General features: G+C 56.3%; 18 protein-coding genes. 16 read left to right on the forward strand and 2 right to left on the reverse strand.

Annotated elements, in window-relative coordinates; translation table 11 throughout:
- Positions 1-11: 11 nt before the first annotated feature.
- A complete protein-coding gene (locus tag HOP44_RS13975; protein ID WP_343044698.1) occupies positions 12-566 on the reverse strand; it encodes a GbsR/MarR family transcriptional regulator in 555 nt (184 codons plus the stop codon).
- Positions 567-782: 216 nt separating this feature from the next.
- Here HOP44_RS13975 and HOP44_RS13980 point away from each other — a divergent pair, with 216 nt between their 5' ends.
- The 14 genes from HOP44_RS13980 to HOP44_RS14045 all read left to right on the forward strand — a co-directional run bounded on the left by HOP44_RS13980 (position 783) and on the right by HOP44_RS14045 (position 14503).
- Positions 783-1649 carry a carbohydrate ABC transporter permease gene (locus tag HOP44_RS13980; protein WP_425501881.1) on the forward strand — a complete coding sequence of 289 codons (867 nt, stop codon included), beginning with the start codon at positions 783-785 and terminating at the stop codon, positions 1647-1649.
- 116 nt (positions 1650-1765) lie between these two features.
- Positions 1766-2569 carry a carbohydrate ABC transporter permease gene (locus HOP44_RS13985; RefSeq protein ID WP_172196710.1) on the forward strand — a complete coding sequence of 268 codons (804 nt, stop codon included), beginning with the start codon at positions 1766-1768 and terminating at the stop codon, positions 2567-2569.
- Between the two features lie 53 nt (positions 2570-2622).
- Positions 2623-3978, forward strand: coding sequence for an ABC transporter substrate-binding protein (locus tag HOP44_RS13990; protein WP_172254361.1), 1356 nt, complete (start codon positions 2623-2625; stop codon positions 3976-3978).
- A gap of 181 nt (positions 3979-4159) precedes the next feature.
- Positions 4160-4978 carry an HAD family hydrolase gene (locus HOP44_RS13995; RefSeq protein WP_246369823.1) on the forward strand — a complete coding sequence of 273 codons (819 nt, stop codon included), beginning with the start codon at positions 4160-4162 and terminating at the stop codon, positions 4976-4978.
- Positions 4975-5310 carry a DMT family transporter gene (locus HOP44_RS14000; RefSeq protein WP_172254363.1) on the forward strand — a complete coding sequence of 112 codons (336 nt, stop codon included), beginning with the start codon at positions 4975-4977 and terminating at the stop codon, positions 5308-5310. Before HOP44_RS13995 ends, HOP44_RS14000 begins: the two co-directional genes overlap by 4 nt.
- 70 nt (positions 5311-5380) lie before the next feature.
- The gene (locus tag HOP44_RS14005; RefSeq protein WP_343059893.1) at positions 5381-6694 is read left to right on the forward strand and encodes a metallophosphoesterase family protein; all 1314 of its coding nucleotides are present in this window, start codon (positions 5381-5383) and stop codon (positions 6692-6694) included.
- A 140-nt stretch (positions 6695-6834) separates the two neighbouring features.
- Positions 6835-7182: a hypothetical protein gene (locus HOP44_RS14010; RefSeq protein WP_172254365.1), complete on the forward strand. Its 348-nt coding sequence runs from the start codon at positions 6835-6837 to the stop codon at positions 7180-7182.
- Between the two features lie 161 nt (positions 7183-7343).
- Positions 7344-7826, forward strand: a complete 483-nt coding sequence (locus HOP44_RS14015) for an NUDIX domain-containing protein (RefSeq protein WP_172254367.1) — start codon at positions 7344-7346, stop codon at positions 7824-7826.
- A 161-nt stretch (positions 7827-7987) separates the two neighbouring features.
- Complete coding sequence (locus HOP44_RS14020; RefSeq protein ID WP_172254369.1) at positions 7988-8728, forward strand: class I SAM-dependent methyltransferase; 741 nt, start codon at positions 7988-7990, stop codon at positions 8726-8728.
- A 56-nt stretch (positions 8729-8784) separates the two neighbouring features.
- Complete coding sequence (locus HOP44_RS14025) at positions 8785-10029, forward strand: ATP-binding response regulator (protein WP_172254371.1); 1245 nt, start codon at positions 8785-8787, stop codon at positions 10027-10029.
- A 20-nt stretch (positions 10030-10049) separates the two neighbouring features.
- Entirely contained in the window at positions 10050-11042 is a 993-nt protein-coding gene (locus tag HOP44_RS14030) for an MBL fold metallo-hydrolase (protein WP_172254373.1), read from the forward strand.
- A 378-nt stretch (positions 11043-11420) separates the two neighbouring features.
- Positions 11421-13151, forward strand: a complete 1731-nt coding sequence (locus HOP44_RS14035; protein ID WP_172254375.1) for a copper amine oxidase N-terminal domain-containing protein — start codon at positions 11421-11423, stop codon at positions 13149-13151.
- A 229-nt stretch (positions 13152-13380) separates the two neighbouring features.
- Positions 13381-13533, forward strand: a complete 153-nt coding sequence (locus HOP44_RS14040) for a hypothetical protein (protein ID WP_172254377.1) — start codon at positions 13381-13383, stop codon at positions 13531-13533.
- A gap of 199 nt (positions 13534-13732) precedes the next feature.
- Positions 13733-14503, forward strand: coding sequence for an enhanced serine sensitivity protein SseB C-terminal domain-containing protein (locus HOP44_RS14045; RefSeq protein WP_172254379.1), 771 nt, complete (start codon positions 13733-13735; stop codon positions 14501-14503).
- 109 nt (positions 14504-14612) lie between these two features.
- On the opposite strand, the gene HOP44_RS14050 is transcribed toward HOP44_RS14045, so the two are convergent.
- Complete coding sequence (locus HOP44_RS14050; RefSeq protein WP_172254770.1) at positions 14613-15170, reverse strand: phosphatidylglycerophosphatase A family protein; 558 nt, start codon at positions 15168-15170, stop codon at positions 14613-14615.
- 252 nt (positions 15171-15422) lie between these two features.
- Between HOP44_RS14050 and rph the strand changes: the two genes are divergently transcribed.
- Positions 15423-16181: a ribonuclease PH gene (gene rph / locus HOP44_RS14055; RefSeq protein WP_172254381.1), complete on the forward strand. Its 759-nt coding sequence runs from the start codon at positions 15423-15425 to the stop codon at positions 16179-16181.
- A complete protein-coding gene (locus HOP44_RS14060; RefSeq protein WP_172254383.1) occupies positions 16178-16819 on the forward strand; it encodes an XTP/dITP diphosphatase in 642 nt (213 codons plus the stop codon). The genes rph and HOP44_RS14060 overlap by 4 nt, the downstream gene beginning before the upstream one ends.
- The last annotated feature ends 31 nt before the right edge of the window (positions 16820-16850 follow it).

A 16850-nucleotide genomic window follows, 5' to 3' on the forward strand; every position in this document is an offset into this window, starting at 1 on the left:
GCCTGCTGCGTTCACTCTTTTTCTTCGAAAAAATCTCCACCCTGCATCCGATCGACGAATCCCTGCAGCCAGATGTAATACTGCTCCGCATGCTGAAGCTTGTGCAGGTCGCGCAGCGCCTGCTCGCGTTCGTCCGCCTGCGTCTGCCGCGAGAGGACGATCTCCGACAGGTCGGGCGAGACTTCGCGGATGCTGGACAGCATCACGTCGATCTCCCGCTGGAGCTTGGCGCCGAAGAAATTCCGGAACGTGCGGAAAAAGTCGGTCTCGGCGACGTATTGGTCTTTGCGATCTTTTTTCTCGTCAAGTTTGTAAATCATCCGGGACTCCGTCAAGGCACGTACGGCGTAGCTCATATTGCTTTTGCTCATATTCATGAAGTCTTTCATTTCTTCCAGCGTCATCGGCCGGTCCTCGAAGTACATGATGCCGTAGAGCTGCCCGAATGAATGGTTCACCCCGTACAGATCCATTGTCGAAGCGATCGACTCGATGATCTTCTCCCGCAGTTCCCGCCGCTCGGGCGTTACGGAAGAGCCGGACGTTCCGGCGGATTCTTTTTCCACGATGTCACCCCTGAATCGAGATTCGGACGTTTTTTCTCACATACCCCACATATTTTACACGATTCCCTGCAGATTTAACACCGGGATAATCCCCGTTTTTCAAATCGAATGTACAATCATGTTTGTACGATAGAGAAAAACGTCATAAAAAAGGCTTGCGGAAAACGGTGATCAAAAAAAATTGAACATAGAGGAGTTGTGGATTTGCGTCTGAAAATGTTCAGGGAAGGCGAGGCGGTGCTGTTCACCCTGCCTGCACTCGTTCCGCTGCTGATCTTCTGGCTGGGACCGCTTGGCTACATTCTGTACTTAAGCTTCACGGAGTGGGACTTCATGAGTCCCGAGAAACTGTTTGTCGGCTTGGACAACTATTCGTATCTGCTGACGCACCCCGAATTCTACCAAGCTCTTCGGGTGACGCTGATGTTCGGACTCGGCACGGTCGTTCCGATCATCGTGGGCGGGCTTGCGCTTGCGCTGCTGATGAACAGCAAGCTCAGAGCGACCGGCCTTTTCCGGGCCATGATGTTCTCGCCGTGGGTCACGCCGACGGTCGCGGTCTCGATCGCCTGGTCGTGGATCTTCGAACCCGACGTGGGGCTCGCCAACCTGGTGCTGGGCTGGATCGGATTCTCGCCGGTCGGCTGGCTGCAGGATCCGAATTGGGCGCTCGCCGCCGTCATGATCGTCACGATCTGGAAGTCGATCGGCTGGTCGATGGTGTTCTACCTGGTCGCGCTGCGTAATCTGCCGTCCGATCTGCTGGAAGCCGCTTCGATCGACGGAGCCGGCACGTGGGACAAGTTCCGGGCGATCACGCTGCCGCTGATCTCCCCGACGACGCTGTTCCTGTCGATCATCCTGACGATCCAGTCGCTGCAGGCGTACGACCAGATCAATGTCATGACGCAGGGCGGACCGGCCGGATCGACGCGCACGCTGCTGTATATGTATTACCAGTCGGCTTTTGAGACGTTTAACGTCGGCGAAGCTTCCGCGATCGCCGTCATCATCATTCTGATCTGCGTCCTGCTGTCGGGGCTGTCGTTCCTGCTCAGCCGGCGCCTGGTGCACTATTCATGAACATGACCGAAGCAAGAAAAGCGAGCAAGAAAAGCGAACTTCGCCGGGGAGCGGGCCAAGAAGGCAGCCGCCGGTTCGTACCGGCCGGGGAACGCTTCGGCATCGTCGTACGCTACATGCTGCTGGCGGTCATCAGTCTGGCGATGGCCTTCCCTTTCTACTGGATGGTGACGAGCGGACTCAAGACGAACGACGAGATCTGGCGGTTCCCGCCGACCTTCTGGCCGGAGTCGATCAACTGGGGCAATTACATAGAAGCATGGAATTCGGCACCGTTCGCCCGCTACATGTTCAACAGTATTTTCGTGGCGATCTCGATCTGCGCCTTGCAGGTTATCAACGCCAGCATGATGGCTTACGCGCTGACCCATATGAAATTCCGGCTGAAAGGCACATTCACCGCAATCGTGCTCGTCGGCTATATGATTCCCAGCACGGCCGTCTATCTGCCAAGCTATCTGATTCTGAACGAACTGCATCTGCTGGACAGCTACGCGGGTCTGATCCTGTCCAACTGCGTGAGCGTGTTCGCGATCTTCCTGCTGCGGCAGGCGTTTCTCCAGGTCTCGCACGAGCTCGTCGAAGCGGGGCAGCTGGACGGAGCTTCGCACTTCCGGATTCTGTGGACGATCATGGCTCCGCTGATCCGTTCGTCGTTCGCCGTCATGATCCTGATTACGTTCATCGACCAGTACAACAATTATTTCTGGCCGATGCTGATTACGAAAGACCCGGATCTGAGACTGGTCTCCGCGGGTCTGCGCAGCTTCTTCGTCGAAGGCGGCGCTTATGGATTGGCCTGGCCGCAGATCATGGCCGCAAGCGCTTTTACCATCGCTCCGCTCTTGATCCTGTTCCTGTTTGCCCAGAAGACGATCATGCAGAGTGTCAATATGTCGGCAGGCGTCAACAAGAGCTGAATCCAAGCTTACCCCGAACAGGGACATCCCACATCCAATTGGAGGCAAAAAGAATGAAACAACGTCCGAACACAAGCAAATGGAACTGGAAAGGCGGCATGTCGATGCTGCTCGCGGCAAGCTTTACGCTGCTGTCCGCCTGCGGCTCGCAGGCCGGGGAGACGCCGAGTGCGGCCGCAAGCGGCACGCCTGCCGCAGCGGAATCGGGCAAGCCGGTCGAGATCGAATTCTGGTACGGACTGGGCGGTAATCTGGGCGACAACATGAAAGCGAAGATCGACGCGTTCAACGCTTCGCAGGATGAAGTCATCGTCAAAGGGATTGCCCAGGCGGACTATACGGAGACGGAGCAGAAGCTGCAGGCGGCCATCGCGTCGAACAACGTTCCGGCGGCGGTCCTCAGCGCAAACGCGGATTGGGCTCGCAAAGGCTATTACGCTTCGCTGGACGAACTGATCGCGGCCGAACCGGATTTCAACAGCGAAGATTTTGTTCAGACGTTCCTTGAAGGAGGAAAAGTGGACGGCAAGCAGTATTTCCTGCCGATGTACGGCTCGACGCAGATTATGTACTACCGTCAGGATATGTTCAAAGAGCACGGGATCGATCCGGCATCGCTCACGACGTGGGAAGCGCTCGGCGAAGCGGCGGCCAAGATGACGAAGAAAGAAGGCGGCAAGACGACTGTCTACGGTTGGGAGCCGATGTGGGGCGAAGCCAACATGACCGATGCCGTATTGAGCCGGGGCGGCAGCATCTTAAGCGAAGACGGCAAGACCGTGACGATCGACTCGCCGGAATGGATCGCGACCTGGGAACAGTTCCGCAAATGGATCCACGAAGACAAGATCATGCGTATCCACTCCGGCGGACAAGGCTGGGAATACTGGTACAAGACGATCGACGATGTGATGAAAGGCCAGGCGGCCGGTTACACAGGCTCAAGCGGCGATCAGGGCGACCTCGACTTCAAGGTTGTGGCCGCGATGGAGCAGCCGGGCTGGGAAGGCATGGGCGCCGGCAAGCCGGTCGCCGGTGCAAGCCAGGCCGGGATTCCGGCCAAAGCGACTCCGGAGCAGCAGCAGGCGGCTTTTAAATGGTTCATGTACTTCATGAAGGCGGAAAATACGGCCGATTGGTCGATGAAGACCGGATATATCGCCGTGCGTCAATCCGCGCTCGAAGATCCGAAATTCAAAGCGTTCAGTGCCGAGAACCCGCAGATCAGCGTTCCGCTGCAGCAGGCGTCGCATGCTTCGATGCCGTTCCAGGATCCGACGGGCGGCAAGATCGGCGATGCGCTCAAAGTCGCGGCGGATCAGGTGCAGATCAACAACGTGCCGGCCGAGCAGGCACTGAAGGAAGCGCAGGCCAAAGCGCAGAGCGAGCTGGATCGCGTCGCGAAATAGCAGTTGAAGCAATAAAGCAAGGTAAGGATGAAGCTTTAGGTCCAAAAAGATACGCCGAGCAAGCCAAGTCCAAACGATCGGCCGCAGGAAGCGCGCATTCTGCGCGGTTCCTGCGGTTTTCTTTTGGACGGACCGAACCGGCATTCGATCAAAGACGGCGGGAGAAATAGGGGGCAAGATGATGAGCGACACGAAGAACGGGGACGGCGTGCAGGGGAAACCGGATATGCACGACGCTTCACACACGCACGAGATCGATTTTGGGAACGCGGGCGCCATTTTGTTCGACAAGGACGGGACGCTGCTCGATTTTACGGCTATGTGGGGATTTTGGACGGATCGGGCGCTGGACGAATTTCGAACCCTGCTGGCCGAACGGGGATTGAGGATCGAGGCGCAGCAGCTTTCGCGGATCTGGGGAACGCAGCATGACGAAGAAGGCCGGACGACCGACTATGACCGGCGAGGGCCGCTTGCGATGGGTACGGTGGACGAGATGCACGCCGTACTGGCCTGGCACGGCTACCGGGCGGGATTGTCCTGGGCGGAAGCGAAGATCCTTGTGCGCCGCAGCGTGGAGCTGGCCGACGCCGCGATGGAAGCGGTCCGCCCCGCGAAGCTGCTGCCCGGCGTACGCGAATTTCTGGAGCGCTGCCGGGAGAGCGGCGTTCCGATGGGCGTCGTGACGGCCGACGAGACGGCCAGCGCGCTGCGCCATCTGGAATGGCTGGGGATTACGGATTATTTCCGCGTCGTGATCGGTACGGATCAGGCGCAGCGCGGCAAGCCTTTTCCCGACTTGTGTCTGCTGGCCTGCGAACGTCTCGGCGTGCCGCCCGAACGCGTCATCGTGATCGGCGACACGGACGGCGATATGGAGATGGCCCGCGCGGCAGGGGCGGCGCTGAAGATCGGGATCGGCGAAGCCGCAGCGCTGAAGCTGGCCGATCGGACGGTGCCTTCCTTCGAGCGTCTGCTCGAAAGCGCGGTGCCGCGATGAGCCCGAACGTCTCGCTCGGCTGGACGCTGCTGGCGTGCGCGATCGCGCTGGAGCTGAGCGGAACGCTGCTGATGAGAATATCGGACGGATTCACCCGGCTGTGGCCGTCGGTATTCATGTTCGTCTGCTACGGGGCCAGCTTTACGCTGCTCAATTTCTCGGTCAAACATATTCCGCTCGGCGTTGCGTACGCGATCTGGTCGGGCGTCGGGATTACCTTGATCGGTGTGGCGGGCCATTACTTTTTCGGCGAGCGCCTTAAAGCGACTTCGCTCGTCTGGATGGGCTGTATCCTTGTCGGCATCGTCGGCTTGAAATGCAGCGAATCCTAAATCGGAGGATCCGGAAGAAGACTTTGACAAGTTCGAATCCAACAAATATCGGAATATGGAGGGATGGACAGTGAAGCAGGAAACGGGAAGAACGGCGGAGAGCGCCGGGGGCGATATGCAAAATGGGGACGGCATGAAGATCGGGACGGGAATGCCGAAAGAGACGCAAGTCAAAGCGACTGGAAAAACGGAGACGGCGGCGAATACGGCTGAACAGCCGCTTGCCTCGTTTCAGGTCATTACGGATACGCATGTCCGGGACGATGCCGACCATATTCACAATCGCCACTTTGAAGCGGCGCTGGCGGATATCGCGTCTTACTGCGAAGGCAGCCTGGGCATTATGCATGCCGGCGATGTAACGGACCGCGGCCTTGCGCCGGAATACCGGGAGTTTGGCCGGATCTGGAACGGCCGTCCGGATGGACTGCCGCCGATGTATATCACGCTCGGCAACCATGATATCGGCGCGATACTGTGGGGGGAAGGCGACAAGCCGATCGATCTGAGCGCGCTCTCCGGAGCCGAGATCGAGGATGTGCTGGACGGGAATTTCCCGGCCGGCACGGTCGGGCCATCGGCCGAAGCGGAAGACGAGTTCCAAGCGGCGGCGGTAAGCGCGGACAAAATCGCCGAGCCGCCCGTCAATGCGATCGAAGCTTTGGCCGAAGCGGCAGCCGCCGCAGGCCTGGATCTGGGCGGCATGCAAGCAAGATTGGCGCTCTCGGACGAAGAAGAAGCGAACGGAGGACCCGCGGGCGGGGTATGGAAGCGTCGGATGCGCCGTTTTGCCGAAGGAACGGGAGCCGCAGCGCCGTATCACGATCATTGGATCGGCGGGTATCATTTTATTTTTCTGGGCAGCGAAGTGCCGCATCCCAAAGACTGCGATCTGTCTTCGGCGCAGCTCGCCTGGTTGACCGAGCGCCTGGCCGAAGAAGCATCGCCGGACCGGCCGGTGTTCGTCTTCCTGCATCAGCCGCTCAGGGATACCGTAGCCGGTTCCATGGAAAGTCAGGGCTGGTACGGGGTCAATCAGGACGCCGAATTGAAAAAGGTGCTGGCGGCATGCCCGCAGGCGATTCTGTTTACCGGACATACGCATTGGCAGCTCGAAGCGCAGCGTACGATGTACGACGGACAAGGCCGCATGCCAAGCATGTTCAATGCTTCGTCGGTCGCGTATCTCTGGACGGACGCAGACGAACACCTGAGCGGCAGCGAAGGCCTGCAGGTCGATATTTATCGAGGCCGGGTGGTGGTGCGCGGACGGGATTTCGTCAAGCGTGCCTGGATCGAGGCCGCCGAATATACGGTGCGGTATCCGCTGGACAGGGAGAAGGAAGCTGCGGCGGCGATCGGGCAGAATCCGATGCTTCATTAAAGAAGAAGAGCCAAGAGAGAAGAAAGGCCGCGCACCCATCGGAATTTATCCGCGGGGTGCTTTTTTTCTGTGGGACCCAACCTTCTATCGATAAACTCCGTTTGTTCTATTATAGAAGCGGAGAGGAGCGATTTGGACATATGCAAAAATTGATAACCCTGCTGATTGGAGGTTTCCTGCTGCTGGGCGGGACTCTGCTGTACGTCGGCATCCATCTTGCGGCGGCAGTGAGTCGGTCTGGAGTGACTTCATGGTCGGGCGGTTCATTCGGCCGGTATATGACGGCTGTAGAGTTGAGCGGCGGTCTCCCGGGATTCTGGCTGGCCGTGCTGCTGGGCGGGACAGGACTCTTGATGCTGGGCAAACAGGTCTTCGGACTGCTGGCCGGTTGGTTTAAAAGCGAGGATGAAGAACTTAGCCGATACAGGGCCGAAGTTGACGCGAAGCGTGAAGAAGAGGAATTTCCACAAGAACCTAGAAAAGAATAGAACCCGAATCTCGCGATTTGGTTCGGCGTCCGGAAGTCTGCGTAATCAGCGTCTCTACACCCAGGCCGGTTACGTCAAGGTCGGCGAGAACCGTCCGGATCCTTCGTCCGAATTCGCCTTGTTCGATTACGTCAAACTTCCGCTGCTGACGGAAATCCGGGATGCCGATCTTGCGGCAGGCCGCCCGGGCCGTACTGCTGGACGATTCCGGGCGTATGGCGCTGATGCATGTCGCGCGGGGCGGTTATCATAAACTGCCCGGAGGAGGAATCGAAGACGGCGAAGACGTATTTGCCGCACTTCGGCGCGAGATGCGGGAAGAAGCGGGGGCCGAGATCCGGATCACGGGCGAGATCGGCATGACGGCCGAATATCTCGGGGATTACCGCATGAAGCCGTTCTCTTATGCTTATTCGGCGCTTATTGTCGGGACTCTCGGCGTATCCGCGTTCACCGAGCAGGAACGCGCGGACGGCTTCGTACCGGAATGGGTACGGCCGGAAGAGGGGATCGATGCTGCGGCATTGGCTCTCGGAGCCTGGCGGGTCGCTTCCGGTCAATCGCCTGTCCGCTGCGTGACCGAAGGCGAGCGGCGCCAGTACGACTGCGGCGGGCGTCTGGAGATCAATATCGCTTATCCGTGAAAATCGGGCGGAAGCCCGACCCGATACAGGAAGGAGACGAATTTCCGGCGGACGGAAATCGTTTTCTTCTTTTTCGTGTAAGTAACAAGGGGAGGCGCGGCGGAGAACGGAATCCGTTGCCGCTTCGCGCCGAATCTATCCGATTCAGGGAGGACAACACGATGAGCGCATGGTACGAAGAAAGTTTCGGCGAAGATTATTTGCGGGTCTATCATTACCGGGACGAACAGGGGGCGGCTCATGAAGTGCACGAGATGATCTCGTGGCTGCGGCTCGATCCCGGAGCGAAAGTGCTGGATTTGTGCTGCGGGATGGGCCGGCATTCGCTGTCTCTGGCCGAGAAAGGATACGACGTCACCGGAATGGATCTGTCGGAAGTGCTGCTGGATGAAGCGAAAAAAGAGCCGGGGGCGAACCGGATTCGCTGGGTGCAGGGCGATATGCGCGAACTGCCTTTTGCAGACGGAGAGTTTGATGCGGTCGTCAACCTGTTTACGTCGTTCGGATACTTCGAGCAGGACGACGAGCATGTCCGCGTCCTGCAAGAGATCCGGCGCGTGCTTCGTCCGGAGGGGCGCTTCATCATCGACTTTATGAATCCGCCGTATGTGGAAAGCCATCTGAAGCCGTACACGGAGCGCGAAGACGGCGGTCTCAAGATCGAAGAACGGCGGAAGATCGAAGACGGATTCGTCAAAAAGCATATCACGATCCTGCCGGAACAGGCAGAAAACGGGCAGCGCCGCGAATACGACGAACGGGTCAAACTGTATACGCTGGATGACTTTACGACTCTGCTCGCCGAAGCGAAGCTGGAAGTGGACGAAGTCCGGGGAAGTTACGACGAGAAGCATTACGAAAAAGACTCGCCGCGAATGATTTTTGTCGGGAAAAGGTTCTAAGCAGGCAAGCGAAGGGTATATAGCACTATTATGCTTACCTGAAGAGGTGCTTAAGAATGTCAAGAGAAGAAGACCTTATACGCAAAATAGAAGAGTTGGAACAAGAGTGCAGCCGGAGTCGGACAGAGCTTCATCGGCTGCAGCTGCTGCTGCACGAAGAGAAAAAGTTACGGGAAGAAGCGCAGCAGGAATCGAAAAACAAAGCGAATTTCGTCGCCGTTCTCAGTCACGAGATCCGTAATCCGCTTAACGGGATCATTGCGATGAGTGATCTGCTGAAAGATACCGAGCTGAACGAAGAGCAGCGGAATTATATGGAAATCATCCAGAGCAGTAACGAATCGTTGTTGGAACTTGTCAACAGTATTCTGGATATAAGTCGTCTTGAAGCAGGAAAAATGACAGTATCCCATAATCCTTTCGATCTGATCAATACGGTTGAAGATTTGATTTATATGCTTGCCCCGCAAGCTTTTAGCAAAAATGTCGAAGTCATTCTGGGCGTCGAATCGGAAATTCCGCTGTTCGTGGTCGGGGATGTACTGAAAGTCAGACAGATCTTTCTGAATTTGATGCAAAATGCGATCAAGTTCACGCACACGGGAGAAGTCGTGTTCGAGCTCAAACGCGTTCCTTCAATGGAAGAGAACGAAGTCGCAGTCAGCTTTTCGATTCGGGATACCGGGATTGGGATGTCGGAGAAACAGTTGAAGCATATCTTTGATGTCTACACGCAAGTGCACGAGTCCGCGCATCACGTTTATGAAGGAGCCGGGCTTGGCATGACTATCACGAAGAACCTGATCGAACTGCTGGGCGGCAGAATCGAGGTATCCAGCGAGATCGGCAAAGGAACGGTCATCGAAATTCTGATGTCGTTTGAACGCTATACCGATCTGCCTTCGATTCCGTTCGAAGACGACGTGCTTGAAGGGATGCGCTTCCTGGTGGTCGATCGCCAGACGACCAGCCGGAATACGATCGTAGATATGCTGCAAGGTTGGGGGGCGCACGCGGAATCTTCGCCGGAGATGGATGGCAGTCTAGTGGAGCGCGTAGGTATGGGCGACTTCGACGTCGTATTCATAGATGGAAGTACGCTTAGACGGGGTGAAGTCTTCAGGGAACTCCATCAAATTCCGGATCTGAATTTGTTCCTGCTGGCCTGGCTGGGCGAGAAGATCGAAGACGGCGAACGCGACTACTTCCGCTCGATCGTGCCTAAGCCGATTCGCAAACTGCATATGCTGAATGCGATTTTGGCCATGGAGAAAAATGACCGGTCTTCGGGCCGCGAGTAGGAAAGGGAGCACCGATAAGGATGAGCCAATCACGAGTAACGAGTTACGACGAACTGATCCGAGTACGCATGGCGATGTCTTTTCCGCTGCGCTGGGTCAACAGCTATCTGCTGCAGGGCGAAGACGGCTGGACGATCGTCGACCCCGGTCCCCGCTCGGCCGAGAACGAGGCGGCCTGGGACGCGGCGCTCGGCGAATTGAATATCCGTCCGCAGGAGATCGCTTCGATCGTGGTGACCCACCATCATCCCGATCATTACGGCCAGGCCGGATGGCTGCAGCAGCGAAGCGGCGCCCAGGTGTGGATGTCGAAAGCGGCAGGTGAAGCGGCCTGGCGGAATTGGGGCAGTACGCCGGATGAAGACGAAGCTCCGGGATTCGTCGAGGCTTCGCTCGCCCTGTACCGTCTTCACGGGATGTCTGCCGACCGTCTGGCGCAGCTGCCGGAGCACTTGTCGGGGTTTCGGGCGCAGGTTGAGCCCCAGCCCGAAATTACCGTCATCGAAGCCGGGCTGCCGATCCGTTTCGGCGGCCGTCTCTGGCATCCGATTGAGACAGGCGGTCATGCCGACGGGCATTTGTCTTTTTATGAAGAAAAGACGGGGCTGATCCTGTGCGGGGATGCGGTGCTGCCGCGGATCTCCCCGAATATCTCGTATACCCCGGGAGGAGACGAACATCCGCTTCGTTCTTATCTGGACGGGCTTCGAAAGTTGGGAGAACTTCGGGTGGGCCAAGCTTTCCCCGGCCACCGCGATCCGTTCGGGAAGTTCGAAGAACGAACCCGGCAGCTGCTGGATCATCACGAAGGGCGGCTGGACCGGATGCTGGAGCTGCTGCACGGCGAACCGCAGACGGCCTACGGAATCTGCACGGCAGTCTTCGGCGGCTCGCTGGGCATTCATCAGCTGCGTTTTGCGCTGTCGGAGACGATTGCGCATCTGGTCGAGTTGGAAGACCGCGGACAAGCCAAACGCTTCGGCCAGGAAGAAGTTCGTTTCGGGCTGATTTGAACGGTTCGAGCCGGTCTGCTTCTTGGGAAGTTCCGGAAGATGAAGCTCCACTCCAAAAAAGCTTTCGTTCCCCTCGGGGGTCGAGAGCTTTTTTTGGTTGAAGCCTGACTTTCATAAGAAGGGGGCTTTTTCGCGTGCCGAAAGGCGTTGAAAATAATACTTAAAATATTGGATTTCGATTGGTTAGTTCTTTTGATCGGACCTGCCGATCATGGATAAGAAAGCAGGTTCGAAAAAACAATTTGGAAAATTTAAAATTTGTGTGATCCAAATTCATGAAGCCTGCGTTTCATGACATGTAAGCAGCACAAACACATAAGGAAACAACGGGAATCAGGAAATAACAAAAATTCAGATAAACAAATGGAGGAATGGACAATGTTTAAAATGTTCAATAACAAAAATCTTAATTCGAAGAAATTTGACGCTAAGAAATTGGTTATGCCGGTACTCGGATTGGCACTGATCGTACCAACGGTAGCGGGAGCGGCTCCGGCCCAAGCTTCCACAACGGCAACAACGAACATTGCGGCGGTAGCCGCGCAGATGACAGCCATGAAGGCTTCGACTACAACGCCTGCGGTTGAACTCAGATCGGCATTGGATCGTCTCCTTTCCGAACATTATCAACTGGCCGTGGATTCGATGATCAAAGCCTACGAAGGTTCGCCTGATGCAGCCGCTTCTTTCGCCGCACTGAACCAGAACGCAAGCGACATGCTGCCGGCGATCGAATCGCTGTACGGCAAAGAAGGTGCAGCCGAATTCGGACGCATCTTCAGCGCCCACAACAAAGCGACCGACGACCTGGTCAAAGCGCAAAAAGCCGGCAACATGGCTGGCGTACAGTCGGCCGAAGCCAACATCGAGAAATTCATCAAAGAATTCTCGGCCTTCCTCGGAACGGCAACCGGCGGCAAGCTGCCGCAGGCGACAGCGGAGAAAGTCCTTCGTCTCCATGAAGGTCAAGTTCAGGACGCCTTCGACAAATATGTAGCCGGTGACTTCTCGGGAGCCTACGCTTCTTACCGTACAGGCCTGAACACGATGTTTACGATCAGCGAAGCGCTGTCGACGGCAATCGTGACCCAGATGCCGGAGAAATTCCAGAATACGAAATCCGATACGCCTGCCGGCGATCTGAGATCCGCTCTGAACTATCTGTTCGCGGAACACTTCGCACTGGCTACCCTGCAAATGCAGGAGCAGTATGACGGCATGAGCGCCAGCAGCAGCGCGCTTGTAACGGCTGAAGCCGGCAACACCAAAGACTTCAAAGCGGCAATCGCTTCGGTCTACGGCAATGCGGGAGCGGACCAGTTCGAGAAACTGTGGACAACCGACCACATTAACGTACAGGCGCAGTACGTAGCGGCCGTGAAGAGCGGAGACCAAGCGGCCATTACGGCAGCCAAAGCCCAAATCACGAAATTCACCAAAGAAATGGCGGCGTTCTTGAGCGCGGCAACCGAAAACCGTATTCCGGAAGCCGGAGCTATGGCCGGACTGACTGCGCATGAAGACCAAGTGCAGCAGGTTCTGGATCAATACGCAGCCAAAGATTACACCGGTTCGTACAAAACGGAGCGCGAAGGTTATGCCCTGATGTTCGATGTGGGCAAACTGCTGAGCGGCGCGATCGTGGACCAATTCAACCCTAAATTCCAGGAACCGGCTATGACACCGGCACCTACGACTCCCGCGACTCCTGCACCGATGCCGGGCAAGATGATGACGGTCAAAATGCAGATCGGAAGCCCGAACCTGACGCTGAACGGCAAAACGACCAAGATGGATACAATGCCGCGCGTTTGGGATAACACCACTTATGTACCGCTGCGCTTCCTGAGCGAAGGAATCGGCGCCCAAGTAAAATGGAATAAAAAAGCGAACGAAGTGACGGTGATGGCCGGCAAAGACACGCTGAAATTCTGGTTGGGCAAAGACTTCATGGAAGTCAACGGCAAAAGACAGGCGATCGGCCACGAAGTCTTCGCGGACGAGAACGGCAGAACCGTTGTACCGCTTCGTTTCATCACGGGCCTGCTGGGCTGGGACTTCAACGTCAACAGCAGCAACTGGATGATTACGCTGACGAAATCGATGTAAGCTTCGCCGTTTCGTCTGGACAAGAAATTTTTCGCTAAACGCTCAAAACAGCCGCGGGGCTCGCTTAGTCGAGGAGCCCCGCGGCTTTATGCGCATTTAAAGTTTCAAAAAGCCGTTTTTTCTTTTTGACGACAATCGGATCCTCTTGTACGCTAACGGTAGAAAAACTTCATAAACGGCGAAGAAGCGGAAGTCTTCCGCGGATTCCCAAAACAGGAGGAGGATCCTTATGTTTGAGAGAAAATCCGACCTTTATGAAGAATGGTACGATTACGACGATTATTATGACGATATGCTGAGAGGGTATATCGATCCGGCGGACGACGATTTCGAAGAAGTCCGTATTCGTGAAGACGAAGAAGCGGAAATCAAGTCGATGTAAGTATGAAGACAGAAGATAAGGATAAATTTTCAAGAGGATTCCCGAAAAGGGATCCTCTTTTTTTGATTTTATCCCTAAACAGGTATACAATATCCATAGAAATGTTTTAAAACCTTTTTTTACCGAAATTGCGTGACTCGAGGTTTAGACGGCGATCCGGTTGCACGGCACTGACCGGATTAGGAAGAGGAGAGAAGCCATGAGATTCAAACCTCAGAACGAACTGGAAAAAGCCTTGTCCGCCGCTGTGGAAGATCCGTCGCGGAGAATAGAGTTCTATGAGGAGCTTCAGCATTCGGAGCTGTATACGCTGCATATGGACGGGGAAGTGAAAACGGAGAACGGGAGGCTTCCCGAGCATACGGCTATTCGACTGCCGAGTCTGGAAGTGGAGGGCAGCATGTATCTGCCCGTATTCAGTTCGCTGCCGATGCTGCAGCAGTTTATCGATTGCGAAATGCAGTATATATCGATGAATGCGATGGATCTGTTCAGACTGGTGCGAGGCTCCGATGTCTGGCTGAACCCGGGCGGAGAATTCGCCAAAGCGTTTTCTGCCGTCGAAATCGAATCGATTCTAGACGGAAGTCTGCTGGGTCCTCCTTCAAGCTATACCCTTGATCCGGAGACTGCGATCATGCTGGGAAGTCCGGACTCCGAGCCGAATGATCTGCTGAAAGAACTGACCGAAGTATTTCTCGGACTGCCCAATGTGAAGTTGGCGTACCATGCGCATCACTTCAATCCCAAGACCGGCGAGCCGCCGCATACGCTGATTGCCGTGCAAGCGGACGGGGACTGGAACGAAGTCGTCCGGGCCGCCGGCAGTCGGGCTTCCGCGTCCCGGGTGTCCGATCCGATTGTGGATTTTCTTCGTCTTGACGGCAAAAGCGGACTCGATGCCTATTTCGAAGCGGACGGCGAACCGTTTTACCGCAAACGCAGTCGCAGCAAGCTGTTCGTCCGCTGACACCGCCAGGCCGCTTGTTTTCAAGCGCGCCGAACGGGAGTGATCCTTCGTGGATCACTCCCGTTCGGCGCGCTTTTGCGTGAATCCGGTCTGGAGCTCGCGGACTTGTTCAATCGTCTCCCGGTTCTTTGGGCAGCTCGATCTCGACTTCGCGCTCGCTCTGTTTGTTGTGGGCGATCCGGCTGCTGGCGGCCGCAGCGATCGCACCGACGATATCGTCGAGAAACGTATGGACAGGGCCGAGGCTTTTGTCGTTCAGCCGCTCGAGCGCGCCCGGTTTCAGCTTGTCGACATAACCGAAATTGGTGAGGCCGATGCTGCCGTAGACATTGACGATCGACAGCGCCAGGATTTCATCCACGCCGTACAAACCTTCGTCGTTTTGGATCATTTCCTGCAGCGGAGACAGCAGCTTGCCCTCTTCGGCCAGCACATCCAGTTGGATGCCGGTCAGAACGGCATTTTGGACTTCGCGTTTTTCGAGTACTTTTTCCACGTTATGCACGCATTCTTCCATCGTCAGCTCGGGGTAATATTTTTTTTGCAAAAAAAGAACCAGTTCCGCGATTTCTTCGACGGTAACGCCGCGCTTCGTCAGCCAGCTGCGGGTCGCTTCGGCTACTTTGCGGCTGTTGAGCGAGTATTTCTGGCTTTCGGGCATCCCCATTTTTTCTTCTTTGGGTGTCGGCTTTTCGGGAGTTTGCATGACAGTCACCTCGGATTTCTCGGAGTAAAGTGAATTCCGGCGCGGATTCGCACTCGATCGACGAATCTGTGCCATCTATCTAACATGTGTACATATTCGCCGCCGCTGAAACAAAATCCCGCCGCAAGGCCGAAGACATGTGCGCGGAGCGGCCGAGTTTGTTAAAATGAAAACAACGAAGCGTCGAACAGACGGATACGGGAGGCCAACGAAGTGAGCAGGAACGACAGAAAGCCGGACGAGATTCGTCCGGTCACCTTGGAGATCGGCACGAACAAATACGCCGAAGGCTCGGTTACGATTCAGGTTGGGGATACGAAAGTGATCTGCAACGCCACGATTGAAGAGAAAGTCCCGCCATTTATGAAAGGGCAGGGACGGGGCTGGGTAACGGCCGAATATTCCATGCTGCCCCGGGCGACGCATACGCGCAATATCCGCGAAGCGGCCAAAGGCAAACTTGGCGGCCGCACGATGGAGATCCAGCGTCTGATTGCCCGGGCGCTGCGTTCGGTCGTCGATCTGCAGGCGCTCGGCGAACGGACGATCATCGTCGATTGCGACGTGATTCAAGCGGACGGCGGTACACGGACGACTTCGATCACCGGAGCTTTTGTGGCCATGTGCCTTGCGGTCAACAAATTGGAAGCCCAGGGTAAGCTCAAACGTTATCCGATTACGGATTTCCTGGCTTCCGTAAGCGTCGGGGTGGTTGGAGAAGAAGCGCTGCTTGATCTGCGTTACGAAGAAGATTCCGCTGCAAAAGTGGATATGAACGTAGTGATGACAGGTTCCGGAGAATTCGTCGAGCTGCAGGGAACCGGCGAAGAGCGGCCGTTCAGCCGCACCGAGTTGAACCGGATGCTGGAACTCGGCGAGACGGGCGTCCGGCAGATGATCGCGATACAGACCGAAATCTTGGGCGCAAACGCGCTGAAGATCGGCAATCACGAAATCGGAGGGTTGGCATGAACGGAGCAGCGGACGGTTTGAACGAAAAACGGGGAATTGTCGTCGTCGCGACCCGCAATATGGGCAAAGTACGCGAATTCAGACATGCACTGGAGCCGCTTGGCAAAGAAGTACGCAGCCTGCACGAGTATCCGGAAGCTCCGGAAGTCGAAGAAGACGGCAGCACCTTTGCGGAGAATGCTTTCAAAAAGGCCAAAGAAATCGGCGATTTCCTGAAGCTGCCCGTGTTGGCCGACGATTCCGGCTTGTGCGTCGAGCTGCTGAATGGGGAACCCGGTATTTATTCGGCACGCTACGCCGGCGAACACGGCAACGACGCGGCTAACAACGCGAAGCTGATGGACGAGCTGATGCGTCTGCGCCAGGGAGACGATACGGAGCAGCCGCTGCTGAGCCCGGCCCGGTTCGTCTGCGCGCTGGTGCTGTACGATCCGGCGACAGGCCGCAGCCTGGAAGCCGAAGGCGAAGTCGAAGGCTGGATCACTTCGGAAACGGCGGGTGCCGGAGGCTTCGGCTACGATCCGCTGTTCTTCGTGCCGCAGTACGAGCGGACGATGGCGGAGCTGAACGTCGAAGAGAAACAGCGGATCAGCCACCGCGGAGAAGCTCTGAAGCGGCTGCTGGACAAGCTGAACTGAAAAAGCGCGGAAACGAAAAGTCTTTTCGTTT

The organism is Saccharibacillus deserti (assembly GCF_013618475.1).
Taxonomy (GTDB): Bacteria; Bacillota; Bacilli; order Paenibacillales; family Paenibacillaceae; genus Saccharibacillus; species Saccharibacillus deserti.

Bases quoted from the DNA above. Each gene is read 5' to 3' on its own strand.
- HOP44_RS13985 (WP_172196710.1), top strand. From the start codon at position 1,766: ATGCTGCTGGCGGTCATCAGTCTGGCGATGGCCTTCCCTTTCTACTGG.
- HOP44_RS14015 (WP_172254367.1), top strand. From the start codon at position 7,344: ATGCCGATCTTGCGGCAGGCCGCCCGGGCCGTACTGCTGGACGATTCC.
- HOP44_RS14050 (WP_172254770.1), bottom strand. From the start codon at position 15,170: ATGGGGATGCCCGAAAGCCAGAAATACTCGCTCAACAGCCGCAAAGTA.
- HOP44_RS14000 (WP_172254363.1), top strand. From the start codon at position 4,975: ATGAGCCCGAACGTCTCGCTCGGCTGGACGCTGCTGGCGTGCGCGATC.
- HOP44_RS14025 (WP_172254371.1), top strand. From the start codon at position 8,785: ATGTCAAGAGAAGAAGACCTTATACGCAAAATAGAAGAGTTGGAACAA.
- HOP44_RS13980 (WP_425501881.1), top strand. From the start codon at position 783: ATGTTCAGGGAAGGCGAGGCGGTGCTGTTCACCCTGCCTGCACTCGTT.
- HOP44_RS14045 (WP_172254379.1), top strand. From the start codon at position 13,733: ATGAGATTCAAACCTCAGAACGAACTGGAAAAAGCCTTGTCCGCCGCT.
- HOP44_RS14030 (WP_172254373.1), top strand. From the start codon at position 10,050: ATGAGCCAATCACGAGTAACGAGTTACGACGAACTGATCCGAGTACGC.
- HOP44_RS13995 (WP_246369823.1), top strand. From the start codon at position 4,160: ATGAGCGACACGAAGAACGGGGACGGCGTGCAGGGGAAACCGGATATG.
- HOP44_RS14020 (WP_172254369.1), top strand. From the start codon at position 7,988: ATGAGCGCATGGTACGAAGAAAGTTTCGGCGAAGATTATTTGCGGGTC.
- HOP44_RS14035 (WP_172254375.1), top strand. From the start codon at position 11,421: ATGTTTAAAATGTTCAATAACAAAAATCTTAATTCGAAGAAATTTGAC.
- HOP44_RS14060 (WP_172254383.1), top strand. From the start codon at position 16,178: ATGAACGGAGCAGCGGACGGTTTGAACGAAAAACGGGGAATTGTCGTC.
- HOP44_RS14010 (WP_172254365.1), top strand. From the start codon at position 6,835: ATGCAAAAATTGATAACCCTGCTGATTGGAGGTTTCCTGCTGCTGGGC.
- HOP44_RS13990 (WP_172254361.1), top strand. From the start codon at position 2,623: ATGAAACAACGTCCGAACACAAGCAAATGGAACTGGAAAGGCGGCATG.
- HOP44_RS14040 (WP_172254377.1), top strand. From the start codon at position 13,381: ATGTTTGAGAGAAAATCCGACCTTTATGAAGAATGGTACGATTACGAC.